Annotated in this window: 25 protein-coding genes and 1 pseudogene; 13 read left to right on the top strand and 13 right to left on the bottom strand. The window is 72.7% G+C overall.

Going from position 1 to position 23,650, the window contains the following annotated elements; translation table 11 throughout:
• The first annotated feature begins 166 nt into the window (after positions 1-166).
• Both ACFU3E_RS11500 and ACFU3E_RS11495 read left to right on the top strand, forming a co-directional pair.
• Positions 167-637, top strand: coding sequence for a DUF5709 domain-containing protein (locus ACFU3E_RS11500; protein ID WP_384155056.1), 471 nt, complete (start codon positions 167-169; stop codon positions 635-637).
• 35 nt (positions 638-672) lie between these two features.
• Complete coding sequence (locus ACFU3E_RS11495; RefSeq protein ID WP_384155054.1) at positions 673-915, top strand: type B 50S ribosomal protein L31; 243 nt, start codon at positions 673-675, stop codon at positions 913-915.
• Between the two features lie 21 nt (positions 916-936).
• On the opposite strand, the gene ACFU3E_RS11490 is transcribed toward ACFU3E_RS11495, so the two are convergent.
• The gene (locus ACFU3E_RS11490) at positions 937-1,731 is read right to left on the bottom strand and encodes a metal-dependent hydrolase (protein WP_384155052.1); all 795 of its coding nucleotides are present in this window, start codon (positions 1,729-1,731) and stop codon (positions 937-939) included.
• A 145-nt stretch (positions 1,732-1,876) separates the two neighbouring features.
• On the opposite strand from ACFU3E_RS11490, the gene ACFU3E_RS11485 reads away from it, so the two are divergent.
• The 3 genes from ACFU3E_RS11485 (at position 1,877) to ACFU3E_RS11475 (ending at position 6,324) form a co-directional block, all read left to right on the top strand.
• Positions 1,877-4,390, top strand: coding sequence for a DEAD/DEAH box helicase (locus ACFU3E_RS11485; protein ID WP_384155051.1), 2,514 nt, complete (start codon positions 1,877-1,879; stop codon positions 4,388-4,390).
• A gap of 37 nt (positions 4,391-4,427) precedes the next feature.
• Positions 4,428-5,300, top strand: coding sequence for an acyl-CoA thioesterase (locus tag ACFU3E_RS11480; protein ID WP_384155049.1), 873 nt, complete (start codon positions 4,428-4,430; stop codon positions 5,298-5,300).
• A gap of 70 nt (positions 5,301-5,370) precedes the next feature.
• Complete coding sequence (locus tag ACFU3E_RS11475) at positions 5,371-6,324, top strand: DMT family transporter (protein WP_384155047.1); 954 nt, start codon at positions 5,371-5,373, stop codon at positions 6,322-6,324.
• Positions 6,325-6,422: 98 nt separating this feature from the next.
• Here the strand turns inward: ACFU3E_RS11475 and ACFU3E_RS11470 are convergent, their stop codons facing one another.
• The 4 genes from ACFU3E_RS11470 to ACFU3E_RS11455 all read right to left on the bottom strand — a co-directional run bounded on the left by ACFU3E_RS11470 (position 6,423) and on the right by ACFU3E_RS11455 (position 9,192).
• A complete protein-coding gene (locus tag ACFU3E_RS11470) occupies positions 6,423-7,208 on the bottom strand; it encodes an Fpg/Nei family DNA glycosylase (protein WP_384155045.1) in 786 nt (261 codons plus the stop codon).
• Positions 7,209-7,216: 8 nt separating this feature from the next.
• Positions 7,217-7,588 (bottom strand): VOC family protein, encoded by a 372-nt coding sequence (locus ACFU3E_RS11465; RefSeq protein ID WP_384155043.1) that lies wholly within the window; start codon positions 7,586-7,588, stop codon positions 7,217-7,219.
• Positions 7,549-8,652: a DUF6397 family protein gene (locus ACFU3E_RS11460; protein ID WP_384155041.1), complete on the bottom strand. Its 1,104-nt coding sequence runs from the start codon at positions 8,650-8,652 to the stop codon at positions 7,549-7,551. The genes ACFU3E_RS11465 and ACFU3E_RS11460 overlap by 40 nt, the downstream gene beginning before the upstream one ends.
• 126 nt (positions 8,653-8,778) lie before the next feature.
• Positions 8,779-9,192, bottom strand: coding sequence for a roadblock/LC7 domain-containing protein (locus ACFU3E_RS11455; protein WP_384155039.1), 414 nt, complete (start codon positions 9,190-9,192; stop codon positions 8,779-8,781).
• A gap of 104 nt (positions 9,193-9,296) precedes the next feature.
• Here ACFU3E_RS11455 and ACFU3E_RS11450 point away from each other — a divergent pair, with 104 nt between their 5' ends.
• Positions 9,297-9,725 (top strand): PPOX class F420-dependent oxidoreductase, encoded by a 429-nt coding sequence (locus ACFU3E_RS11450; RefSeq protein ID WP_384155037.1) that lies wholly within the window; start codon positions 9,297-9,299, stop codon positions 9,723-9,725.
• Positions 9,726-9,749: 24 nt separating this feature from the next.
• Here the strand turns inward: ACFU3E_RS11450 and ACFU3E_RS11445 are convergent, their stop codons facing one another.
• The 5 genes from ACFU3E_RS11445 to ACFU3E_RS11425 form a co-directional block, all read right to left on the bottom strand.
• Positions 9,750-10,355, bottom strand: coding sequence for an ATP/GTP-binding protein (locus ACFU3E_RS11445; RefSeq protein ID WP_384155035.1), 606 nt, complete (start codon positions 10,353-10,355; stop codon positions 9,750-9,752).
• Positions 10,356-10,418: 63 nt separating this feature from the next.
• Positions 10,419-10,829: a DUF742 domain-containing protein gene (locus ACFU3E_RS11440; RefSeq protein WP_384155033.1), complete on the bottom strand. Its 411-nt coding sequence runs from the start codon at positions 10,827-10,829 to the stop codon at positions 10,419-10,421.
• 22 nt (positions 10,830-10,851) lie between these two features.
• Complete coding sequence (locus ACFU3E_RS11435; protein ID WP_384155031.1) at positions 10,852-11,289, bottom strand: roadblock/LC7 domain-containing protein; 438 nt, start codon at positions 11,287-11,289, stop codon at positions 10,852-10,854.
• The gene (locus ACFU3E_RS11430) at positions 11,286-13,862 is read right to left on the bottom strand and encodes a nitrate- and nitrite sensing domain-containing protein (protein WP_384155029.1); all 2,577 of its coding nucleotides are present in this window, start codon (positions 13,860-13,862) and stop codon (positions 11,286-11,288) included. The genes ACFU3E_RS11435 and ACFU3E_RS11430 overlap by 4 nt, the downstream gene beginning before the upstream one ends.
• A gap of 335 nt (positions 13,863-14,197) precedes the next feature.
• Positions 14,198-14,971 (bottom strand): MHYT domain-containing protein, encoded by a 774-nt coding sequence (locus ACFU3E_RS11425; protein WP_384155027.1) that lies wholly within the window; start codon positions 14,969-14,971, stop codon positions 14,198-14,200.
• 171 nt (positions 14,972-15,142) lie between these two features.
• On the opposite strand from ACFU3E_RS11425, the gene ACFU3E_RS11420 reads away from it, so the two are divergent.
• Positions 15,143-15,742, top strand: a complete 600-nt coding sequence (locus tag ACFU3E_RS11420) for a class I SAM-dependent methyltransferase (RefSeq protein WP_384155022.1) — start codon at positions 15,143-15,145, stop codon at positions 15,740-15,742.
• A 9-nt stretch (positions 15,743-15,751) separates the two neighbouring features.
• Here ACFU3E_RS11420 and ACFU3E_RS11415 read toward each other — a convergent pair whose 3' ends face one another.
• Positions 15,752-16,651 (bottom strand): oxygenase MpaB family protein, encoded by a 900-nt coding sequence (locus tag ACFU3E_RS11415; protein ID WP_384155020.1) that lies wholly within the window; start codon positions 16,649-16,651, stop codon positions 15,752-15,754.
• A gap of 99 nt (positions 16,652-16,750) precedes the next feature.
• On the opposite strand from ACFU3E_RS11415, the gene ACFU3E_RS11410 reads away from it, so the two are divergent.
• Together ACFU3E_RS11410 and ACFU3E_RS11405 are read left to right on the top strand one after the other, a co-directional pair.
• Positions 16,751-17,047, top strand: a complete 297-nt coding sequence (locus ACFU3E_RS11410) for a hypothetical protein (RefSeq protein ID WP_384155018.1) — start codon at positions 16,751-16,753, stop codon at positions 17,045-17,047.
• A gap of 134 nt (positions 17,048-17,181) precedes the next feature.
• Positions 17,182-18,042, top strand: coding sequence for a hypothetical protein (locus ACFU3E_RS11405; protein ID WP_384155016.1), 861 nt, complete (start codon positions 17,182-17,184; stop codon positions 18,040-18,042).
• A gap of 52 nt (positions 18,043-18,094) precedes the next feature.
• Here the strand turns inward: ACFU3E_RS11405 and ACFU3E_RS11400 are convergent, their stop codons facing one another.
• Positions 18,095-18,277, bottom strand: a complete 183-nt coding sequence (locus tag ACFU3E_RS11400) for a hypothetical protein (RefSeq protein ID WP_161368261.1) — start codon at positions 18,275-18,277, stop codon at positions 18,095-18,097.
• A gap of 223 nt (positions 18,278-18,500) precedes the next feature.
• Between ACFU3E_RS11400 and ACFU3E_RS11395 the strand changes: the two are divergent.
• The 4 genes and pseudogenes from ACFU3E_RS11395 to ACFU3E_RS11380 all read left to right on the top strand — a co-directional run bounded on the left by ACFU3E_RS11395 (position 18,501) and on the right by ACFU3E_RS11380 (position 23,193).
• Positions 18,501-21,360 (top strand): annotated as a pseudogene (locus ACFU3E_RS11395) (SNF2-related protein).
• On the top strand, positions 21,357-22,631 hold the full coding sequence (locus ACFU3E_RS11390; protein ID WP_384155014.1) for an SWF or SNF family helicase: 1,275 nt from the start codon (positions 21,357-21,359) through the stop codon (positions 22,629-22,631). Before ACFU3E_RS11395 ends, ACFU3E_RS11390 begins: the two are co-directional and overlap by 4 nt.
• On the top strand, positions 22,628-23,050 hold the full coding sequence (locus ACFU3E_RS11385; RefSeq protein ID WP_384155012.1) for a hypothetical protein: 423 nt from the start codon (positions 22,628-22,630) through the stop codon (positions 23,048-23,050). Before ACFU3E_RS11390 ends, ACFU3E_RS11385 begins: the two co-directional genes overlap by 4 nt.
• On the top strand, positions 23,050-23,193 hold the full coding sequence (locus tag ACFU3E_RS11380; RefSeq protein WP_384155010.1) for a hypothetical protein: 144 nt from the start codon (positions 23,050-23,052) through the stop codon (positions 23,191-23,193). Before ACFU3E_RS11385 ends, ACFU3E_RS11380 begins: the two co-directional genes overlap by 1 nt.
• Before the next feature lie 20 nt (positions 23,194-23,213).
• Here the strand turns inward: ACFU3E_RS11380 and ACFU3E_RS11375 are convergent.
• On the bottom strand, positions 23,214-23,650 hold a 437-nt coding region (locus ACFU3E_RS11375), incomplete at its 5' end, for a hypothetical protein (RefSeq protein WP_384155008.1).

Below are 23,650 nucleotides of genomic sequence, written 5' to 3'. Positions count from 1 at the left end.
GTCCTTGGCGTTGCGCGGTCCCGAGCCGGGGTGGAAGGCTGGAATCAGGCACCGGCTCGGGGAACGCCCGGGAACCAGCGGATCGGGCGGCGTCAGTGCTCCGTGCGGCGGCGGCCCGGCACGGGCCCGGTGAGAACGGGCCCGTCCCCACCCCCTGGAGGTACCCGTGAACAGCTCCGACGGCTGGGGAGACGACGTCTACCAGCCGGACCAAGACGAGCAGAGGGAGGACACGGGGCTGCTCGACGCCGAGGACACCCTGGAGAACGACGGCGTCGACGATCCCCTGGACCGGGGCTGGTCCCCTCCCGAGCGGCCCTGGGCGGTCGAGCACCTCGGCGTGACGGCGGCCGAGCGGCAGCGGGGCGAGACGCTGGACCAGCGGCTCTCCGAGGAGCTGCCGGAGGCCACCGCCCCGGACGGTGACGGCCTCGGGGACTGCGCGGGCACCGACGGGGAACTCCTGGACAACGAGGTCGGCGCCGCGCGCTCCGGCCGGCTCGTGGCACCCGACGAGGGCGCCCACGAGGACGAGGAGGAGGCCCTGGTCGCCATGGACGTGGGCATCGACGGCGCCGCCGCGTCGGCCGAGGAGGCCGCCGTGCACATCGTCGACGAGGACACCCTGTCCGGCTGATCGCCGAACCGGCCCGAGCCGTTCGAGGAGCATTCATGCGGCAGGACGAGCACCCCGACTACCACCCCGTCGTCTTCCGCGACCGCGCAGCCGGGTACGCGTTCCTCACCAGGTCCACCGCGACCAGCGACCGGACCATCGAGTGGGACGACGGCGAGACCTACCCGGTCGTGGACGTGGAGATCTCCTCGGAGAGCCACCCCTTCCACACGGACAAGGCCCGCACGGTGGACTCGGAGGGCCGGGTAGCCGCGTTCGAGCGGCGTTACGGCGGCTGAAAAACCCTTGTGGAGTCGCGCTCAGATGACGTTGAGCGCCGCCGCGCAGCCCACCCCGCCGAGCAGCATGAACACCGGCATCAGCACCTTGAGCTCCACCCAGCTGCCCGCCCGGAAGCGCATGGCCTTCGGCGGCCCGATCGGATACCAGCGCTTGCGCCCGACCGGGATGGGCCACAGGATCGGGCAGCCGGACACGGTGAGCGCGTCCCCGATGTCGTGCACGATCGCGCCCAGCACCACCGGCAGCCCCAGCCACAGGTACTCCTGCCCCGGCGCCGTGAACAGCCAGTCCGCGCCGTTGCCCGGCTTGTCCAGCACACCCGCGAGGATCCACGCGGTGGTCGCGGCCAGCAGCCACACCAGGACCTCGCTGCTGGAGCCGCGCGTCGCCCGCCACAGCAGGCCCTCGATGGCCAGGACCATGTGCACGAAGAGGACCGCCAGCACGCCCCAGCGGTCGCTGGTGATCGCCACGACCGAGGTGCCCGCACCGATCAGGACCGCCCACAGCCAGGTGTGCGTGAGGGTGCGGTGCCCACCGGAGCGGCGCGGGTCGCCCTGCTTCTTGGTCGCCTTGTAGACGGCGTACGACAGCTTGTCGACGATCTCGCACAGCCAGCGCGACAGCGGTCCGAAGGACCGCGAGATGGTGGCCGCCTTGTGGTCGAGGTCCGGGGCGAGCGCGGCTCCGGCGCAGATCAGGGCGCCGACGAGGAGGACCGGCCAGGGCATCGGGTGCCCGGCCGCCGCGGCGGCCGCACCGACGCCGAGCCAGGCGGCGGCTCCCGACAGTGAGTGTGCTGGTCCCATCATCGGCGTTGCCCGCCCCATTCCTCGTGTACCGCTGTCCAGTTGACCGGCGCGCTGACGTCCCGTCGGCGACACAGCGTAGCGTTCGCGATCTTCGCGCCCGCATCCGATTCCCGCATCGGGCGTCGGGCCAGGCAAGATGGGGGGCGTGACCCTCATCGATCAGCTGCCGCGGACCGCCGACCCCGACGCCCTGTACGAAGCCTTCGAGTCGTGGGCCGGCGAGCGGGGGCTCACGCTCTACCCCCACCAGGAGGAGGCGCTGATCGAGGTGGTGTCCGGCGCGAACGTGATCGTGTCGACGCCCACCGGCTCCGGGAAGAGCATGATCGCGGCGGGTGCCCACTTCGCCGCGCTGGCCCGGGACGAGGTCACCTTCTACACCGCCCCGATCAAGGCGCTGGTGTCGGAGAAGTTCTTCGAGCTGTGCAAGATGTTCGGCACCGAGAACGTCGGCATGCTCACCGGCGACGCGTCCGTGAACGCCGACGCCCCCGTGATCTGCTGCACCGCCGAGGTGCTGGCGTCGATCGCGCTGCGCGACGGCAAGGACGCGGACGTCGGACAGGTCGTGATGGACGAGTTCCACTTCTACGCGGAGGGCGACCGCGGCTGGGCCTGGCAGATCCCGATCCTGGAACTGCCGCAGGCGCAGTTCGTGCTGATGTCGGCGACGCTGGGCGACGTCTCCTTCTTCGAGAAGGACCTCACCCGCCGCACGAACCGGCCGACCGCGGTGGTCCGCTCGGCGACCCGGCCGGTGCCGCTGTCCTACGAGTACCGGTACACCCCGCTCACCGAGACGCTCACCGACCTGCTGGCGGCCCGGCAGGCGCCCGTCTACATCGTGCACTTCACTCAGGCGCAGGCCGTGGAGCGTGCGCAGGCGCTGATGAGCATCAACATGTGCTCGCGTGAGGAGAAGGAGCAGATCGCCGAGCTGATCGGCAACTTCCGCTTCACCACCAAGTTCGGCCGCAACCTCTCCCGTTACGTCCGGCACGGCATCGGTGTGCACCACGCCGGCATGCTGCCCAAGTACCGCCGCCTGGTGGAGAAGCTCGCGCAGGCCGGTCTGCTGAAGGTCATCTGCGGCACCGACACGCTCGGCGTCGGCGTCAACGTGCCCATCCGCACGGTGCTGTTCACAGCCCTCACCAAGTACGACGGCACCCGCGTGCGCACCCTGCGGGCCCGGGAGTTCCACCAGATCGCGGGCCGGGCCGGGCGGGCCGGTTACGACACGGAGGGCTTCGTCGTCGCGCAGGCGCCCGAGCACGTCGTCGAGAACGAGAAGGCCCTCGCCAAGGCGGGCGACGACCCGAAGAAGCGCCGCAAGGTCGTCCGCAAGAAGGCCCCGGAGGGCTTCGTCGCGTGGTCGGAGCAGACCTTCGAGAAGCTCATCGGCTCCGAACCGGAGCCGCTGGCATCCCGGTTCCGGGTGACGCACACGATGCTGCTGTCGGTGATCGCCCGCCCCGGCAACGCCTTCGAGGCGATGCGCCGACTGCTGGAGGACAACCACGAGCCGCGCAAGCAGCAGTTGCGGCACATCCGCCGGGCCATCGCGATCTACCGCTCGCTGCTGGACGGCGGCATCGTCGAGAAGCTCGACGAGCCGGACGCCACCGGCCGCATCGTCCGCCTCACGGTCGACCTCCAGCAGGACTTCGCGCTCAACCAGCCGCTGTCCACCTTCGCGCTCGCCGCGTTCGAGCTGCTCGACCCCGAGTCGCCGTCGTACGCGCTCGACATGGTGTCCGTCGTGGAGTCCACGCTCGACGACCCACGGCAGATCCTGGCCGCCCAGCAGAACAAGGCGCGCGGTGAGGCCGTCGCCGCGATGAAGGCCGACGGCGTGGAGTACGAGGAGCGCATGGAGCGCCTCCAGGACGTCACGTACCCCAAGCCCCTGGAGGAGCTGCTCTTCCACGCGTACAACACGTACCGCAAGAGCCACCCCTGGGTCGGCGACCATCCGCTGTCGCCGAAGTCGGTCATCCGCGACATGTACGAACGGGCGCTGTCCTTCACCGAATTGGTGTCCCATTACGAGCTGGCCCGCACCGAGGGCATCGTGCTGCGCTATCTCGCCAGCGCCTACAAGGCCCTCGACCACACCGTCCCGGACGACCTCAAGTCCGAGGACCTCCAGGACCTGATCGCCTGGCTGGGCGAGATGGTGCGCCAGGTCGACTCCAGCCTGCTGGACGAGTGGGAGCAGCTGGCCAACCCGGCGGAGATGACCGCCGAGGAGGCCCAGGAGAAGGCCGACGAGGTCAAGCCCGTCACCGCCAACGCCCGCGCCTTCCGCGTCCTGGTCCGCAACGCGATGTTCCGCCGTGTGGAACTGGCCGCTCTCGACCAGGTCGGGGAACTGGGCGCGATGGACGGGGAGTCAGGCTGGGACGCCGACGCGTGGGGCGAGGCGATGGACAAGTACTGGGACGAGTACGAGGATCTCGGCACCGGCCCCGACGCCCGCGGCCCCAAGCTCCTCCTCATCGAGGAGGAGCCGGAGAACGCGCTGTGGCGGGTCCGGCAGATCTTCCACGACCCGAACGGCGATCACGACTGGGGCATCAGCGCGGAGGTCGACCTCACGGCCTCGGACGCGGAGGGCCGCGCGATCGTCCGCGTCACCGACGTCGGCCAGCTGTGACGGGCCGGGCAGCAGCGAGCACAGGAGAATTCCACCCATGACGACGAACCCGGCCGAGAGGCTCGTCGACCTGCTCGACCTGGAGCAGATCGAGGTCAACATCTTCCGTGGCCGCAGCCCGCAGGAGTCCCTGCAGCGGGTCTTCGGCGGCCAGGTGGCAGGGCAGGCGCTGGTCGCCGCCGGCCGCACCACGGAGGGCGACCGGCCCGTGCACTCGCTGCACGCGTACTTCCTGCGCCCGGGCCGGCCGGGGGTGCCGATCGTCTACCAGGTCGAGCATGTGCGCGACGGGCGGTCCTTCACGACCCGCCGGGTCACGGCCGTGCAGCAGGGCCGCACGATCTTCAATCTCACCGCCTCGTTCCACAAGCCGGAGGAAGGCAGCTTCGAGCACCAGCTGCCGCCGGCCCGCAAGGTCCCGGACCCGGAGTCCCTGCCCACGGTCACGGACGAGATCCGGGAGCACCTGGGCGCGTTGCCCGAGCAACTGGAGCGGATGGCCCGCCGCCAGCCCTTCGACATCCGCTACGTGGACCGGCTGCGCTGGACCGCCGCGGAGGTCGAGGACGCGGAGCCGCGCAGCGCCGTGTGGATGCGCGCGGTCGGACCGCTCGGCGACGACCCGCTCGTGCACACCTGTGCCCTCACCTACGCCAGCGACATGACTCTCCTGGACGCCGTGCGGATCCCGGTCGAGCCGCTGTGGGGCCCGCGCGGCTTCGACATGGCGTCGCTGGACCATGCGATGTGGTTCCACCGCCCGTTCCGTGCGGACGACTGGCTCCTCTACGACCAGGAGTCGCCGATCGCGGTCGGCGGCCGTGGTCTGGCCCGGGGCCGGATCTACGACCGCGAGGGCAGGCTGGTCGTGTCCGTGGTGCAGGAGGGGCTCTTCCGGAAGCTGAGCTGACCCTGCTGTCCGACGATCGGGACCCCGCGCGCCGGGGTTCCGATCGCGCCCCTGACCGGATCCGGCGACCATGGCAGGAGCAGGCACTGCCGACGTCACACGCCCGCCGATCCGGGAGGTGGCCACGCTGCACACCGTGTTCCCCGTCGTGTTCGCGATCTGCGCCGCCTTCAGCAACGCGGTCGCGACCGTGCTGCAACGCAAGGCGGCGCTCACCGTGCCCGCCTCCCAAGGGTTGCGGGCCGGGCTGATCGTCGATCTGCTGCGTCGGCCCGTGTGGCTGGCCGGCATCCTCGCGGTGATCGGCGCCGCCGTCTGCCAGGCGCTGGCGCTGGCCACCGGGCCGCTGACGATCGTGCAGCCGTTGTTCGTGCTGGAGCTGCCGCTCACTCTCATCGTCGCCTCGCTGCTGATGCACCGGCATCTGCCGGGCAGGGGCTGGCTGGCCGTGATGGTGGTGGTGGCCGGCCTGGCGATCGCGCTCGCCGCCGCCTCCCCCACCGGCAACCGGACCCATGTGGCGCTGGACCGCTGGATTCCCGCGCTCGCCCTGTGCGCCGGGGCGGTCGTCGCCCTCGCGCTCGCCGCCCTCCGCCGCCCGGAGGGCCGGGCCCGCGCGGCCTGTCTGGGGGCCGCGACGGCGATCAGCTACGCGGTGACCGCGGCGCTGATGAAGGCCGCGATGCACATCCTCGACGAGCAGGGCCTCGTGGGTTTCCTCACCGCCTGGCAGACGTATGCCTTCGCCGCCACCGGCGTGTGCGCGCTGTTCTTGCTGGAGAACGCCATGCAGGCCGGCCCGCTGGTCGCCTCGCAGCCCGCGCTCACCCTCGGCGACGCCCTGGTGAGCCTCGCCCTCGGCATCACCCTGTACGAGGAGACCATCCGCTCCGGGTGGTGGCTGCTGCCCCAGCTGTTCGGCGTCGCGCTGATCACCGCGGGGGTTCTCGCACTGGCGCGGATTCCGTTCACGCAGTCGCTGGTGGCTCCGGACGAGGAGCACGAGACAGCGGCGGCGCCCTGAGCGAAGAAGGCCCTGCACCTTGACGTGCGGCGACTGAGCCCCGGCGGCCGGCTGACGGGACATCCGGCGGCTGACCGGCCAACCCGCCCTGGCCGGGGTCACCCGCCCGGCTGGCAGCGCGGGCACCACACCGTGCCCCGCCCGGCCGTGCGGGACCTGCGCAGGCCGGTCCCGCACCGCGGGCACCTCGGGTCCCGGTCGTCCCGATGGCCGGTGAGCCAGGAGTCCCGCGGCGGTACGCAGCCTGCGGTGACGGACGAGCGCAGGGTGCGGCGCATCTCGCTGTACAGGCGACGGTAGTCCTCCCGGGTCAGGCCGCGGGCTCCGCGGTCGGGGCGCAGCCGGGCTCGCCACAGGATCTCGTCGGCGAGCAGATTGCCGAGGCCGGCGAGAACGGACTGGTCGGTGAGGGCTGTCTTGATCTGCCCGCGGCGCTCGGAGAGCACCTCCTCGAACTCCGCACGGCCCACCGCCAGCGCGTCGGTTCCCTGGCGCTTCAGCAGCCGCTCGACGTCGGCCTCGTCGTGGGCCAGCCAGAGTCCCTGCAGCTTGCGCTGGTCACGGAAGCGCAGCTGCCGGCCGCCGCCCAGGGTGAACAGAACGCGGTCATGCGCCTCGACGGGATCATCGGCAAGTCCGCACACCAGCCGCCCGGTCATACCGAAGTGCAGCAGGAGGGTGGGGCCGCCGGTGCGGGCGAGCAGCCACTTGCCGTGCCGCTGCGGCGACCCGAACCGCCGCCCCTCCAGCACGTCCCCCAGCCGCCGGGCGTCGACCCCGTGCAGGACGCCCTCGTCCCGCACGTCGACGCGCCGGATGACGCGTCCCTCGGCGCAGGACTCGAGCACCTGCCGGAAGCCCTCGACGTCGGGGAGCTCGGGCACGACCGGTGTCAGGTTTCCTGGAGGACGGACAGCACGTTCCCCGCGGGGTCGGTGAACCAGGCGATCAGCGGCCCGCTGCCGCGGAAGATGCCCTTGTGGTCCGTCGTGAGGTGGTCGTAGCGCTCGAAATGCACCCCTCTCCTGCCCAGCTCGTCGACCGCCGCCTCGATGTCGTCGACCGGGAAGTTGAGGATGGTGAACGTCGCCGGGGTGTGGTCCGGCTTGGGGTAGACCAGAGTGTCTTGGCCTCCCGCGATGTGCAGGAACAGCATCCCGTTCGCCTCCGACACCCGCAGTCCGAGCGTGTCCGCGTAGAACGCCCTGGCCGCGTCGATGTCGTTCACCGAGAACCCGCTGAACGCCTTCGTCGTACCGAACATGACCGCCTCCCGGATTCAGTCTCCTCAGGGTCGGACCCGCGTGCATCCGGAAACTCATCGCTCGGGGGCCAGCCAGCGGTGATGCGGTACCGCCGGGACCGCCCGGCCGGTCGTCGGCCTCTGCGGCGGAGACGGCTCAGCAGGCCGTGGGGAGAAATGGGGGCCAGGTGCGCGGGCTGCTCCGCGGCCGGAGCCGGGGGTTGCGCGAGCGGGTCGGGCCCGGCCGCCGGGCTCGGGGGTGGCGCGAGCGGATCCGGCCCTGCCGGCGGTGCCGGGGCGAGCGCCTCCGCCACGGGGTGGTGGCGTCGGGCCGCCTCCATGGTGTGGGCCAGGTCCGCGCGGAACCAGGCCACCTCGTCCGGATCACTCGCCGTCATCAGTGTCTCGGCCAGCTCGGCGGTGGGTGAACCGGGGGCGCCGTGCGCCGGGAGCCGGGGACGGCAGCGGGCCAGCCGGGCACGCTCGTGGGTGTCCTGGACGATGTCCGCGACATCGGCCGGGTCGAGGAGGCAGGCGACCGCCGCCGCGCGCGCCCAGGGGTCGTCCCCCGCCTGCCGTGTCAGGAATCCGACGTGACGCCCCCGCCAGTTGCGGGGCCGCCGGTCCATCCCGGCCTTCAGCCCCTCCCGGATCTCAGCGGGCGTACGACGGGCGGTCAGCAGCCGGGCGTTGCTCCCTTCGGCCGCGAACTGCCGTAGCTCTTCGGCCAGATACAGCCAGACGACCGTCCGATAGCGGTTGAGGTAGAACGTCACCGGGATCAGCAGGCCGTAGCGCGCGAGGCTCGTGAACCTGGTGGGTGGCACCTCCATGAGCTGGGCGCCACCTGTGGTGCCGACGGTCGCGACGCGCTCGCGCAGGGTGTCCGGGAAGCCGTCCCCGGAGCGCAGCCGGGCGATCTCGGCCCGGGTCACCCGCCTGCCGCCGCCTCCTTCGTCGGGAACGGTCCGGATGAGACCCAGGTCCACCGCGAGGTCGAACTCGCCTCGCCTGAGGTTCAGTTCGCGGGCGGCCCGGCTCGGGGCGCAGGTGAGTCGGTCGGATGTCGTGCCGGTGCGTGACATGGTCGGTCTCCCCCGTGGAGTCTGCGGCTCACGCCGTGTGCGGTCGCCGTGAAAAAACCGTAGCCGGTTCGGCGGATCTCGCGGCGAGCCTGTGGATAACTCCGCGGGGGATGGCGAACCCGCAGGTCAGAGGTCTCTGATCGGCTTTGGTTCGGGCTGGCGGGCATCCACGTCGAGGTGCTCGCCGACCCGGTTGACCAGCAGCGTCATCTCGTAGGCGATCTGGCCGATGTCGGCCTCCGCGCCGCTGAGGACGCACAGACAGCTGCCCGTTCCGGCCGCGGTGACGAAGAGCACCGCGTCGTCGAACTCGATCATCGTCTGGCGTACGCTGCCCGCCCCGAAGTGCCGTCCGGAGCCCTTGGCCAGACTGTGCAACCCGGACGACACGGCCGCGAGGTGCTCCGCGTCCTCGCGGCGCAGTCCGGTGCTCGCGCCGGTCACCAGGCCGTCGTTGGACAGGACCAGTGCGTGCCGCACTTCGTGGACGCGCTCGGTCAGGTCGTCCAGCAGCCAGTCGAGTCCCTGGTTCTGCGCCATCTTCCGTTCTCCCCGTTTTCTCCCCGTGCGATTCCCCTCCTGGCCGGAGGATCTCCATGTCAGCCTTACCCACGACCGCGGTCGGGGCAAGGAGGATGGGAGCCATGGCAGAGAAGATGACCGACGCGCAATGGCGGGAGTTCGTCTCCCACGGCACCCGCACCGCAAAACTGTCCACGGTCCGGGCCGACGGCAGCCCCCACGTGGCTCCGATCTGGTTCCTGCTGGACGGGGACGAGGTGGTGTTCAACACCGGCAAGGACAGTGTGAAGGGACGCAACATCGTCCGGGACGGCCGGGTCGCCCTGTGCGTGGACGACGACCGGCCGCCCTATTCGTTCGTGGTGCTGCGAGGCCGCGCCCGTGTCTCGGAAGACCTGAACGAGACACGGCACTGGGCCACCCGGATCGGCGCCCGGTACATGGGAGAGGAGCGGGCCGAGGAGTTCGGCGCGCGCAACGGTGTCCCCGGCGAACTCCTCGTCCGTGTCACCGTCGACAGGGTGCTGGCGGAGCGGGACGTCGCCGACTGACCGAAGGGAGTCCCCCGTCTCCGGTCAGCCGACGGAGTCGAGCAGCCGGGCGGTGTGCATCCGCCCGGCGTACTCGACGAGTCGGATCAGCACCTCCTTCCCCGAGTCGCGGTCGCGGGCGTCGCACAGCACCACGGGCGTGCCCCTGTCGAGGTCGAGGGCGCGCGAGACGTCCGGGGCACCGTGCTGCCGGGCGCCCGCGAAGCAGTTGACGGCCACGACGAACGGGATGCGCCGGTGCTCGAAGTAGTCGACCGCGGGGAAGCAGTCCTCCAGGCGACGGGTGTCCGCGAGGACGACCGCGCCGAGCGCCCCTTGCGACAACTCGTCCCACAGGAACCAGAACCGGTCCTGGCCCGGCGTGCCGAACAGGTACAGGGAGAGGCCGGAACGGATGGTGATGCGTCCGAAGTCCATGGCGACGGTCGTGGTGGTCTTGTGGTCCACGCCGTCGGTGTCGTCCACCGACTGGCCTGCTTCGCTGAGGAGTTCCTCGGTGCGCAGCGGCCGGATCTCGCTGACGGCGCCCACCAGGGTGGTCTTGCCCACGCCGAATCCGCCGGCGACCAGAATCTTCAGCGCCAGTGCGGCGGTGTCGCCGCCCGGGGCGTCGGAGTGCTCGGAGACCATTGATCACTTCTCTCAGGAGTGCCGGGTGTCGTGGGTGGTGTGGGTGCAGTCGGTGCGTGGGGGCTACAGCGCTCTGAGGCCCTCGATCACCTCGCGCAGGATGCGTTCGTCGGGCAGCTGCGCCGGCGGTACGGGGCGGCTGACGGTGACGCGGCCGAGTTCCAGGAGGTCGCCCAGGAGGACCCTGACCACGCCGACGGGCAGGTCCGCGCCGGCGGCGAGCTCGGCGACCGACTGGGTCTCCGGGCGGCACAGGTCGAGGAGGTTGCGGTGCTCCGGGCCGAGCGGGGCGTCGTCCGCGTCGGGTGCGCCCGGGTCCAGCGTGACCAGGGCGATCAGGTCGAACCGTACGCCGGTGGGGCCGGGCCGGGTGCGTCCGCCCGTCATGGCGTAGGGCCGGACGAGCGGGCCGGCCTCGTTGTCGTACCACTGGCTGCCCTGCTCGCGCGGGGTGCCCGTCATGTCCTCGGTCATCTGCGCGGACCGTTCTCCCGGTTCATCCGGCGGCGGGGGGCCGCGCGGCCACGCGGGGCGCCGTGCCGAGGTGCTCGCCGACGCGCTTGACCAGGCGTGCCATCTCGTAGGCCACGAGGCCGATGTCGGCGGTGACGGCGGTGAGGAGGGCGAGGCAGGAGCCGTCGCCCGCGGCGGCCACGAACAGGAAGCCCTCGTCCATCTCCACCATGGTCTGGCGGACCCCGCCCGCTCCGAAGTGCCGTCCCGCGCCCTTGGCGAGGCTGTGGAAGCCCGAGGCGACCGCGGCGAGGTGCTCGGCGTCCTCGCGGCGCAGGCCGGTCGATGCGCCCACGGCGAGGCCGTCGTTGGACAGCACCACGGCGTGCCGGATGTCGCTCGCGCGGAGCACCAGATCGTCCAGCAGCCAGTCGAGTTCGCCGGTGCGCCGGGCGGACTGTGTGCTCGGGTCCTGGATCATGCGGGATCTCCTTCGCTGCTGTCGCTGCCCGTCGCGGGGCCGGGAGTGGCGCCGCGGCCGGGTTGCCTGCCGCCGCCGCGGGCCCAGCCGGCGCGGTAGGCCGCCATACGGGCCCGTACGAGTTCGGGGGTGCGCTCGTCGTCCCGGGGAGCGGGCACGGTCGGCTGCTCCTCGGGGCGCTTGTCGCGCAGTTGGGGAGCGAGACTGGCCTGTCGTACGCGGCGCGGGAGGTCGTCGGAGTCTTCGGGCTGCTGCGGCGGACGGTGCAGTCGCAAGGTGGCGACTCCTGGGGGTGGGGTCTGGCTCGGGGTCTCCAGGTGACGCGGGCTGTCCGCGTGACACGGGACGTCGGCGGGACGCGTGGTCGCGTTCTCCGCGGATGCCGGTACGGGCGCCACGAGGGCGCGCCGGTCGGTCTGGGCGGGGAAGGCGTCCTGGAGGGGGGTGTCGTCGGGCACGCGCGCGTACGCGCGTTCCTCCGGCTGCCGCGCGGGTTCCGCCGCTTCGGGAGATCGTTCTGCCGCGCCTGTGTGGAGCAGGGCGGTGGGCAGCAGGACGACCGCGGTGGTGCCGCCGTAGGGGGAGGTCCTCAGGTGGACCTTGACGTCGTGCCGGGCGGCGAGCCTGCTGACCACGAACAGGCCGAGCCGGTCGCTGTCGAACAGGTCGAGCGCCTCGGACTGGGCGATGCGGCGGTTGGCTTCGGCGAGGGTTTCCTTGCCCATGCCGAGTCCGCGGTCCTCGACCTCGACGGCGTAGCCGTTGCCGACGGGTTCGCCGGTGACGCGCACACGCGTGTGGGGCGGGGAGAACTGGGCGGCGTTCTCGATGATCTCGGCCAGCAGGTGGGTGAGGTCGGCGACTGCCGTTCCGACGACGGCTGCCTCCGGGAGTTGCCTTACTTCCACGCGGGCGTAGTCCTCCACTTCGGAGACCGCCGCGCGGACCACGTTCGTCAGGGACACCGGCATCCGCCAGGCCCGGCCGGGGGCGGCTCCGGAGAGGATGATCAGGCTCTCCGCGTGGCGCCGCATGCGGGTGGTGAGGTGGTCGAGGCGGAAGAGGTCGCTCAGCTCGTTCGGGTCGTCGGAGCGGCGTTCCATGCTGTCGAGGAGGGCCAGCTGCCGGTGGACGAGGATCTGGCTGCGGCGAGCGAGGTTGACGAAGACGCCGGAGATGCCACTGGCGAGTTCGGCGCGTTCCACGGCGGCCCGCAGTGCGGCGCGGTGCACGGTGGTGAGGGCCTCGGCGACCTGCCCGGTCTCGTCCTCCGCGGGAGCTCCCGGCGGGGCCTCGGCACGGACGTCGATCTCCTCGCCCGCGCGCAGTTTCCGCATGGCGTCGGGGAGTTTGCGCCGGGCGATCTCCAGGGCGCTGTTGCGCAGGCTGACCAGTTCGACCACGAGGCCGCGTCCGATGCGCACGGAGATGACGAGCGAGGCTGCGACGGCGGCGAGGCCGAGCAGGACGGCGGCGCCGGCCGGGGTGAGCAGGCCACGCGTGAACGGGTCGGCCCGCTCCCCGACCCCGCGTGCCGCATCGTCCTCGATGGTGCGCATGGCCTTCTGCACGCGCGCGTGGGCCGTGTTCCAGGTGCTCTCGGGTGCCGCTTCGGCCGCCTTCGCGCCCGGCCCGCGGGCGAGGATCGCGTCCTCGGCGTCGACCAGGCCCGCGGAGGCGCTGCTGTCGGCGAGGGCGTCCCATGCGGAGCGTTCGGTGCCACTCAGGTCCGCGACGGCAGACTCGGTGAGCGTGCGGCGCACATGGACGGCGCCGGTGAAGAGCCTGAACCGCTCCCCGGTCAGGGCGCCGTCCAGGCGGGCACTCGCCAGCACCGCGTCCTCCTGGGCGAGCGCCTCGCCCGCGCGGGCGAATTCGAGCAGTACGCGCGCGTCGGAGCCGAGGTCGGCGTCCCGGATGCCGGTGAGGGCGCCGCCGACGCCGAAGGCGGCCGAGATGGTCCGGGTGTAGCGGTCGTGCGTTTCGGCCCAGCCCGCGCGCCGGTCCCGCACCGCGGTGCGCAGCGGCCCCAGTCGCTCGGCACCGGAGACGAACGCCTTCAACCGCTGGGCGACTCCGGCGGGCAGTTCCCCGCTGTCGGCGACGGTGGCGCCCTTGCCGAGCCGTAGTCTCGCGACGGCCCGGTCGGTGCGCCGCGCGAGCTCGTCCAGTTCGCCGGTGCGGACGGCGGACGGGTCGGTGGCGTGGCGGACGGCTGCGGCGCGTTCGGCCTGGAGGGCGGCGACGGCGGCGGAGACGGGGGCGCGGACCGTGGCGTCGACGCGCTGGACCTGCCGCAGCCGGGAGACGTCCTGGGCGGTGGTGACGGTGGCGTAGGCCCACAGGGCCAGGAGGGAGACGACCGGCACCATCAGCAGGCAGACGATCTTGGCGCGCACGGTGCGGGGGCGTATGTGCCAGCGCTCCGCGCGCGTGGCCGCCTCGTCCGGCGCGGCGCCCGAGGGCGCGTCAGGGCCCTCGTCGGCCGGTGGTCCGGCGTGCGCACGGCGACCGCGCAAGGGAGGGGGCGGCGCCTCGGCGCCCGCTGTGGGGGTCCTACGGGGTGTTCGCATGGACTCCTCGCTCGGAGTGGGTCGGGGGCGTGTGGGCCGTTTCGTCCCGGCCGGGGTGGCGCGCTGCCGTCTGAGCGCGCTGCAGGGCACAGGGCGCACGGTGGGGCTTGGAGGGCACCAGGGGCTCGGAGCCCCCGTCGGCTCACGGCGCACGGCCGGACGGGGCCGGGCCGTGCAGGCCGCTGGGCGCGCCACCCGGGCCGGGTGGGCCGGTCCCCCTGACCGCCGGCCCTCCAGACCGCCAGGCGCGCTGTCCGCGATGGCCCGGGCCCGCACCGCGCGGGCCGCCCCGGACGCCCTGGCCGCTCGGCCACGGTCGGCTGTCGTCTGCGCGGCTAGGGGACGACGCTCTGCACCGGCCGCTGAGCCGAGGCCGACGCCGCACGTTCCCCAGCCGTCGGCGACAGCGCGACGAAGGCCGAGGTCAGGAAGAGATAGGAGCCGAGGCCGACGGCGAGCGGGAAGATGAACTGCATCGCGGTGGCCCCGCTCAGTGCCTCCCCGGAGGGCGTCACGCGCACGCCCACCGCGAACATCCCGGTGTAGTGCATGCTGCTGACGGCCGCGCCCATGACCAGGGAGGCGAGGGTGACCGCCACGGGCGACTTGATGTTGAGGGCCGCCCACAGGGCCGCCGTCGCGGCGACGATGGCGATCAGGACGGAGAGTCCGACGAGCAGCGGGTCGTAGGTCACGTCACCGTGCAGCCGTACGGCCGCCATGCCCAGGTAGTGCATGCTCGCGACGCCGAGGCCGGTGGTGAGGCCGCCGACCAGCAGGGCCCGGCCTCGCTCCCTGCTGTAACCGACGGCGAAGACGCCGGCGCAGACGACGACCATGGCGACGAGCAGGCTCAGGAGGGTGAGCGGCACGTCGTAGCGGATGTCGGTGCCGGTGACGCCGAAACCGAGCATGGCCACGAAGTGCATGGTCCAGATGCCGGTGCCGATCGCCGAGGCGGCGGTGACGAGCCAGTTGCGGCGCGAGCGCCCGGTGGTGGCGAGCGCCCGGACGGTGCAGCGCAGACCGAGCGCGGCGCCTATGCAGGCCATCACGTACGACAGTGCGGGGGTCAGCCACCCCAGGGCTGCGTGGTCCAGGTGTCCCATGGCCCCGGGACGCTAGACCCCGCACAGGCGCGCGAAGGGGGCGCATTACGAAAGGTGTTGGAATATGACCCAAGGATGTACCGGAACGATCGGGTCACGCTCGAGCATGTGCGCTGAGACGTCATCCGTGCCGTAAGGCGTCACCCGAGCCCGTGAGGAATCATGCGGTACATGAGCGACGAGCAGACGCGTGTCCAGGAGTTCTTCAGCGCCCGCGCCGCCGACTGGGACAGCCGGTTCCCCGACGACGGCCCGGCCTACGCGGCCGCGGTCGCCGAACTCGGACTGCGGGCGGGCGACCGGGTACTCGACGCGGGCTGCGGCACCGGACGCGCCCTGCCGCCGCTGCGGGCCGCCGTGGGGGCCTCAGGGGTGGTCCTCGGGGCCGACCTGACACCGGCCATGCTGCGGGAGGCCGTACGGGCCGGGCGGGACCGCGACGGGCAGTTGCTGCTCACGGACGTCGCCGCGCTGCCCCTGCGCTCGCGCTCGCTGGACGCCGTGTTCGGGGCGGGCCTCATCTCGCACCTCCAGAGCCCGGCCGAGAACCTGCGGGAGCTGGCGCGCGTCGTGCGCCCCGGTGGTGTGCTGGCGCTGTTCCATCCGATCGGCAGGGCGGCTCTCGCGGCACGCCACGGCCGCCCGCTGACCCCGGACGACCTGCGCGCCGAGGCCAGCCTCCGTCCACTGCTGGCAGGGTCGGGGTGGCATCTGAGGTCGTACACCGACGAGGACGCCCGTTTCCTGGCGCTCGCCGTGCGCGAGGACTGAGCCGCCGCGTCACCCGGCCTCGGCGTCCCGAACCGCGTGCCGCACGGGACAGCCCCGGACGCCCGGGACCGGGCGTGTGCCCAGGTCGGTGATCCGGTAGCCGTACGGGTAGCCCTTGATCTCCCAGTTCTGGCGGGCGAAGTGCGGCGCGCGCCGGGGCGGGAGCAGGCGGACGGCGCGGCCCCGCAGCCGGACCGCGCGACGCACCCACGCGCGCGTGGTGGCGCTCGGCGGGGTGTAGCGGAAGGCACGCAGCAGCGAGTCGTCGAGCAGCGCGAGGGTCGTGGTGCGCAGCAGGGGTGCGAGCGGGCCGGGGTACCAGGAGGCCATCAGACCGAGTGTGGCGTCGGAGACACGCCGGGCGTCCTCGTCCCAGGCGAAGTGGGCGGCCTCGTAGGAGTCGAGGCAGGTCTCGAACTCCTCGTAGGTCTCGGGGATGTCCTTGATGCCCATGTGCCGGCCCAGTGCGCGGTAGTGGTTGACACTGGCGACGATCTCGTGGCGGGACATCCTGCGCCAGCCGTAGGCGTCGATCCACCGTTTGGGCATCACGACGAACGTGCAGAGCACATAGCGCATGTCGGCGTCGCTGATGTCGTAGCTGCGGTGCATCTGGTTGATGCGGCGGATCGCGGTCCTGCCCTGGTCGCTGCCGAAGCCGTGCTCGACGATGGCGTCCAGGAGCAGCGAGGTGTCGTCGTAGCGCTTCTGCGTCCGGTCCGTGAGCTCCGCCGTGCGCGCCAGCAGCCGGCCGATGCTCGGGACGGCGTAGGTGCGGTACAGGGCCAGCTCCAGGGCACGTGTGAAATCCCAGGGGAACTCGTATGCCACGCTGAGCCGGTAGATCTCCGTGGCCTCCTCGTACGGGTCCATCCGCCGGATCTGTTCGAGCCGTGAGAAGCGCTTCACCGTGCCGTCCCCCTTCTGCCTCAGGTCCTCCAACTTTACGTTGGCGACCGGGAGATGAATGATCAGGCACGATAGTCACGCAGGGGGAAGGTGGTCAGCATGTGGGGCAGGTTCCGCAAAGCCGGGGGAAGGGTCGCTCATGTCTTGCGCACGGAGCCGAAGACCGGCGGGGACAAGCGTCCGCACAATCTTTTCGAGGCCGCGGCGAGCTACGTCACGGCCTGTGTGGAGGACGACCGGGAGCGGGCCGACGAGGCGGCCGGCTGGGTGTCGCCGGAGGCGCTGTCGTTCGGCGTGAACGAGCTGGCGTGCCGGGCCGTGATCGCGCTCGCCCGGGAACGCGGCGAGTCGCCGGAGACCGTGGCCCGCGACATTCTGGGGCTGCCGGCGGCGTGATGCGCACGGCGCCGACGGCCGATTCGCCCCGTCCGCCGGAAAACTGCAGCTCCGCGTGCCCATTCAGGGCCGTGACAAGGGGCTGGCGGCGCACTAGGGTGCGCGCCGGTGGACGAACCGATGGGGAGGCTGGGATGGCCGGGACGGACGAGGAAGCCGTCGCCGCCGCGGACGATGCGCTCTATGTGCTCACGGCGGTGCTGCTGACGCCGGCGAAGTTCCCGAGCGTGCTGGGCGACGACTACCCCGAGGCGTGCGCGGCGCTCGGTCTCGCGCCGCTCGCCGACGGGTACGGGCTGGTGCTCGGCCAGGACGGCGAGGGTGCCCGGTGGACGGTGGCCATCGACGACGTCTCCCTGGTGGCCGTCGCGATCGCGTCCTGGGACTGCGGCATGGAGTACGAGCTCTCCCCCGACGAGCGCACGGTCGTCGCGGCCCTGCCCGGCTGGCCTCTCGCGGTCGCCGTCGCGGCCCCCGGGGTGCCGGCGCCGCACGATCCCGGCCCGGAGGCCGACGACCGGCCGCCGCTGGCTCCGCCGGACACCACCGTGTGGGGTCCGGCCCAGCGGCGCCTGGGCGCGGACGAGATCGCGCTGCAGTGGGCGACGTGGCGGGAGCAGATCGACGACGCGGAGTTCCCGGCGCCGGGGTCCTCGGGGGCACCGGCCGAGGCGGGCGGGGCGGCCGGCGGTCCGGACGGACACGGGGAGAACGGGCAGCAGGGTGGCCACAGCGGCATCCGGCGCGTCCTCGCGGAGGCCCGCACCTATATCGACACGCCGCCGCCGCTGGGCCGGGTCCGGTCGTCCTTCGCGCCGGGCGAAGCCAGGACCCTGCGCGCCGACGGTCCGGGCTGGTCGCTCGTCGCCAGGACCGACGACATCGCCTTCGTGCTGCTCGACGAGGAACCCGGCGAGGTCCTGCCGGTGGGCCGGGGGCCGGAACTGCCTGGTCTCCTCGATGCGCTGGACAAGATGGCGGTACGGCCGAACTGAGCCGGTTCGGCCGGGCCGCTGCGGTGCGGGCCGGGGGCGCCGGGTCAGCGCCTCAGCGGCCGAGCTCCTTGCGGGTGGCGCGACGCAGCCTGCGCCGCTGTGCTGGGTCCAGCGTGAGGTACGCGGCGGCCGGGACTCCCAGGATGATCAGGAGCGATGCCCACCAGGGCAGCCAGATCAGCAGGATGAGCCCGACCGCCACACCGCCCGCGGCGATCTTGGCGTTCTTCGACATGTCTGTCGCCTCCTTCGCGGCCACTGCCGCTCTCTGTCCCGAAAACGGACCCGCGTTCACGGCGGTTCCGGACCGCGACCCTGAGACATCCCTGAGATGCGCCCCGACGCACCCCTGAGACCTCTATGGTGACTCAGCTCACAGCCCAGCCATACCCGTGCGCACCGGAAGTGCTGTACTCTCAGCGACTCCATCTCCACTAGTCAAATTTGAGGAATCTGCCATAGCCGAGCATCCGACTCCCCCGGCACCCTCCTCCGACATCTCCGAACTGGTCTCTTGCCGCTCCGTGTTCCTGCCGGGCGACCCTGCGCGCGCCGGCGGTGTCGCCTTCTGGCGGCCCGACGGTGCCACCCCACCGGCGCTGGCGTCCGCGTCCGTCACGGACCTGACCGTCGTCGTGCCCCATGACGGTGGGGTCGAGACAGCGAGCGTGCCCGCCGTCCTGGTGCCCGTGCACACGGCCCTGCCAGTCCTCACGCGTGCCCGATCCGGCGGGCCGGGGCACCGGTCCACCGTCTTCTGGGGTGCGGCGGCCCTGCACGCCCTGCACCTCGTGGCACGCGGACTGCTGATGCCCGGCCTGTCCCCGGGCGACCACGACGCCTGGCGCACGGGCCCGCTGCGCGCCCAGGACATCGAGGCCCTGCGCCGCCTCGCCGCCGCCCGAGGCGCACGCCGTGCCCCTGGCAGGCGCGGCGGCGCCGCTGCGCCTGCCCGACCCGGAGCGGCTCCTGCGCGCCTTCCTCGACGCGATCGCCGACACTCTGCCCCGCTCTCCCGCCGCGCCGCTGGTGACGGGCGGCCCCGCCTACGCCTCGCCGGAACCGGTGCGGCTGCCCGAGCAGCGCGCCTGGGCCGCCGACGTCGCCGCGGGCCACGACGCGGGGGTGCGGCTGTCGCTGCGGATCGAGGCGGACGGCCTGACGGACGCGGCGGGCAACGACACGGAGGTGACGTTCCGGGCCGTGCTGCAGGTGCACGGCGTCAGCGATCCGGCGCTCGTCGCGGACGCCGCGGACGTCTGGGCCGGCACCGCAGGAGAGGCCTTCAGCCCGCGCGCGCGGATGGACGCGCTGCTCGCCCTGCGCCGTGCGGCCCGGGCCTGGGCCCCGCTCACGCCCCTGCTGTCGGCGACCGTGCCGGACGCGGCCGACCTCGCCGACGAGGAGGTCACCGACCTTCTCGGAGCGGGCGCCCACGCGCTGAGCGCGGCCGGGGTCGACGTGCACTGGCCGAAGGAACTGTCCCGTGGACTGAGCACGCGCGCTGAGGTGGGGCCGTCGGACGGCGAGCCGGAGCCCGGTATGACCTTCGCGGCCATGCCGTCGTTCCTGTCCGCCGACGCGCTGCTCGCCTTCACATGGTCGTTCGCCATGGGTGACCGGCGGCTGGACCGTGCGGAGCTGGACCGTCTCGCCGAGGCGAAGCGCCCGGTGGTGCGGCTGCGCGACCGGTGGGTCCTGATCGACCCTCAGGAGGCGCTCCTGGCCCGTTCCCGGCAGGACCGCAAGGTGACGCCGGTGGATGCCTTGGGCGCGGCCCTGACGGGCTCTGTGGAGGTCGACGGCCACCGGGTCGAGGTGCGGCCCACCGGATGGCTGGCGGCTCTGCGGGAGCGGCTCGCGGACCCAGAGGCGCAGCGTCCCGTGGAGCAGCCGGCCGCCCTCGCCGCCACCCTGCGGGACTACCAGCGGCGCGGCCTCGACTGGCTCGCCGGTATGACATCGCTCGGCTTGGGCTGCTGTCTCGCCGACGACATGGGGCTCGGCAAGACGATCACCCTGATCGCCCTCCACCTGCACCGGCAGTCCGACCCCGGGTCCGCCGGGCCGACCCTGGTGATCTGCCCGACCTCCCTGATGGGCAACTGGCAGCGGGAGATCGAACGGTTCGCACCCGGCACACCCGTGCGGCGCTTCCACGGCGCGCGGCGCGGCCTGGACGGCCTCGCCGACGGGGAGTTCGTGCTCACCACGTACGGCACGATGCGCCTGGACGCATCCCGGCTCGCCGGGGTGCCGTGGGGCATGCTCGTGGCGGACGAGGCCCAGCACGTGAAGAACCCGTACTCCTCGACCGCGCGGGAGCTGCGTTCCATCGGCGCCCGCGCGCGGGTGGCGCTCACCGGCACCCCGGTGGAGAACAACCTGTCGGAACTGTGGGCGATCCTCGACTGGACGACCCCGGGGCTGCTGGGCCGGCTCGGCTCCTTCCGCAGGCGGTACGCGGAAGCCGTCGAGGGCGGTCATGACCCGGCCGCAGCCGACCGGCTGGCCCGGCTCGTACGGCCGTTCCTGCTGCGCCGCCGCAAGTCGGATCCCGGGATCGCGCCCGAACTGCCGCCGAAGACGGAGACCGATCACGCCGTGTCGCTCACTCAGGAGCAGGCTGCGCTGTACGAGGCCGTGGTGCGCGAGGCGCTCGCGGAGATCTCCGGCGCCGGCAGCATGGCCCGGCGGGGCCTGATCGTGAAGCTGCTGACCGGCCTCAAGCAGATCTGCAACCACCCGGCGCAGTACCTCAAGGAGGAGCGCCCGGTGATCACCGGGCGCTCCGGGAAGCTGGAGCTGCTGGACGAGCTGCTCGACACGATCCTCGCCGAGCAGGCGGGTGTGCTGGTGTTCACGCAGTACGTGCAGATGGCCCGTCTCCTGGAGCGGCACCTTGGCGCCCGCGGCACGCCCTCGCAGTTCCTGCACGGAGGGACTCCCGTCGCCGAACGCGAGGCCATGGTGAGGCGCTTCCAGGACGGCGAAGTGCCGGTGTTCCTGCTGTCGTTGAAGGCGGCCGGCACCGGGCTGAACCTCACCCGGGCCGAGCACGTCGTGCACTACGACCGCTGGTGGAACCCGGCCGTCGAGGCGCAGGCGACCGACCGCGCGTACCGCATCGGCCAGACCCGGCCCGTGCAGGTGCACCGGATCATCGCGGAGGGAACGATCGAGGACCGCATCGCCGAACTGCTGATGCGCAAGCGGGAGCTGGCGGACGCGGTCCTGGGGGCCGGCGAGGCTGCGCTCACGGAGCTGACGGACGCGGAGCTGGCGGATCTGGTCGAACTGCGAGGGGGCCTGCGATGACTCGGCACGACGGCGACATGGAACGCACCTTCGCCGCGCTGCCGCCCGCGCACGGGCGGGGCTTCGCGCAGACCTGGTGGGGCCGGGCCTGGCTGACGGCGCTGGAAGGCACGGCGCTGGACTCGACACAGCTCAAGACGGGCCGGCGGCTCGCCCGCGCGGGTGCGGTCGGCGCGGTGTCGGTGCGGCCGGGGCGGCTCACGGCCGTCGTCCAGGACCGCGACCGTACGGCGCACCGGGCCGACGTCCTGCTGGAGGAGCTCTCGCCCGAACAGTGGGACCGCTTCCTGGACATGACGGCGGAGCGGGCCGGTCATGTGGCGGCGCTGCTGGACCGGGAGATGCCGCCGCACCTGGTCGAGGACGCGGCCGACGCGGGCGTCGAACTGCTCCCGGGCCTGGGCGACCTGGAGCCGGAGTGCGACTGCGGGGCCTGGGACCACTGCGGGCACACGGCGGCGCTCTGCTACCAGGTGGCACGGCTGCTGGACCAGGACCCGTTCGTGCTGCTGCTGATGCGCGGGCGCGACGAATCCGCCCTGCTGGAGGACCTGCAGGCGCGCGGCGCAGCGTCCACCACGGGCTCCTCCGCGCCGGAGGGCATGGACGCGGCCGAGGCGTACGCCACCGGCGACATCCTGCCGCCGCTCCCGGACCTGCCCGAACTCCCCGGCGAGCCCGGTCTTCCGCCGTCCCTGGACACCGAGGCACCACCCGCGCCCGGCATCGACCCAGCCGCACTGGCGTTCCTTGCCGCGCAGACCGCCGTACGGGCCCACGGCCTGCTCAAGCAGGCGCTCCGGGGCACCTTCCACGCGGAGTTGACGCCTGTGCAGGACGCGGTGCGGCTGGCCGCAGGTGACCCCGGCCCGGAGATGACCGATCGGCTCGCCGACGGGTCCGGACGCGGCCGGGAGGGGCTGGCGACGGCCGTGCGCGCCTGGCGTCACGGCGGTACGGACGCGCTGTCCGTCCTCGACGAGGAGTGGCGTGTGGAGGGCGACACGCTCGCACGCGCGTGTGCGGCCCTGGAGTCGGCCTGGGACACCGGCGAACGACCGGAGCTGCGGGCGCGGGGAAACCGCTGGACGGTCGTCGGGGCACCGGTCCAGCTGCGCCTCGGCCGGGACGGCCGCTGGTGGCCCTACCGCAAGGAACGCGGCCGCTGGCTGCCCGCGGGGGGCGCCGCCCAGGACCCTGCGACGGCCCTGGCTCTGGTGACAGCCCCGGCTTCGGCGGAACTCCCGGCCGGAGAGGAAAGCTCCCTGTGAGGGTCCAGCGGTACGGCCCGGACGTCCTCACCGTCGCCGACGAGCTCACCGAGGCGTACGCCGAGGTCTTCACGGCACCGCCCTGGGAGCCCCGGGGCCCCGAGGAGACGCGGGTGGAGTTCCGTGAGCGGCTGGAGACGGACGTGCGCCGACCGGGTTTCCGGGCGGTGCTGGCGCTGTCGGAGGACGGCGGGGTGGACGGTTTCGCCACGGGCTGGACCACCCAGGCGCCCTTCCGCACCGACCGCGCCTACGGGAAGGTGACCCGGCGGCTCGGTGCCGACCGGGTGAACGAGCTCCTCGTGGGCTCCTTCGAGATCGACGAGCTGGGCGTACGCTCCCGGGCTCGCGGTACGGGCCTGGGGCAGCGGCTGCTGTCCGCTCTCGGCTCCGGCGCACCCGGCGCCGATCATGGTTGATGACCTGGAGCGGTGCGCCGGACGCGGTCGCCTTCTACCGCCGCGCCGGATGGTGGGAGGTCGAACCTGTGCCGGGTGAGAAGACGGACATGGTGGTGTTCGTCGCCCCGGGCGGCCGGCCTTCCGGCGAGGCCTCCGGCTAAGGGACGCGGGCGTCAGGACACTAGGGGGCTTCTGATGGATCTCCGGGGTCCAGGGACGGCAGGAGCGATTCGAGGCCGCTGGGCAGACCGCTCGGCAGCTGCGTCGGGAACCCCGACGGCAGCCGGGTCGGCAGCTCGCTCGGCAGCTCGCTCGGCAACCTGGTGGACGGGTCGGTGGGGATGCCGAAGGACGGCGCGGGGGCACGGCTCGTGCTCCCGCCGGACGGCACGTCGTCCGACGAGTCGCCCCTGTCCGATGCCATCAGCACCACGAGAGAGACGGCTGCGACGGCCATGAGCACGGCGAACAGGATGAGCAGCGGATTCCGGCGCCGGGGAGGGCCGGGCGGGTGCGGCGGTACGGGCGGCAGGGCCATACCGACCAGAGTCGCCGCAGACCGCTGGAGCCGGGAGGGGCGCACGGAAGCTGAGACGGACTCATGGCGTGGATCGCATG

The organism is Streptomyces sp. NPDC057424 (genome assembly GCF_042803315.1).
In the GTDB taxonomy this organism is placed as follows: Bacteria; Actinomycetota; Actinomycetes; order Streptomycetales; family Streptomycetaceae; genus Streptomyces.
The sequence above is the reverse complement of the archived record's forward strand: the minus strand, read 5'-3'. Positions and strand labels throughout refer to the sequence as shown.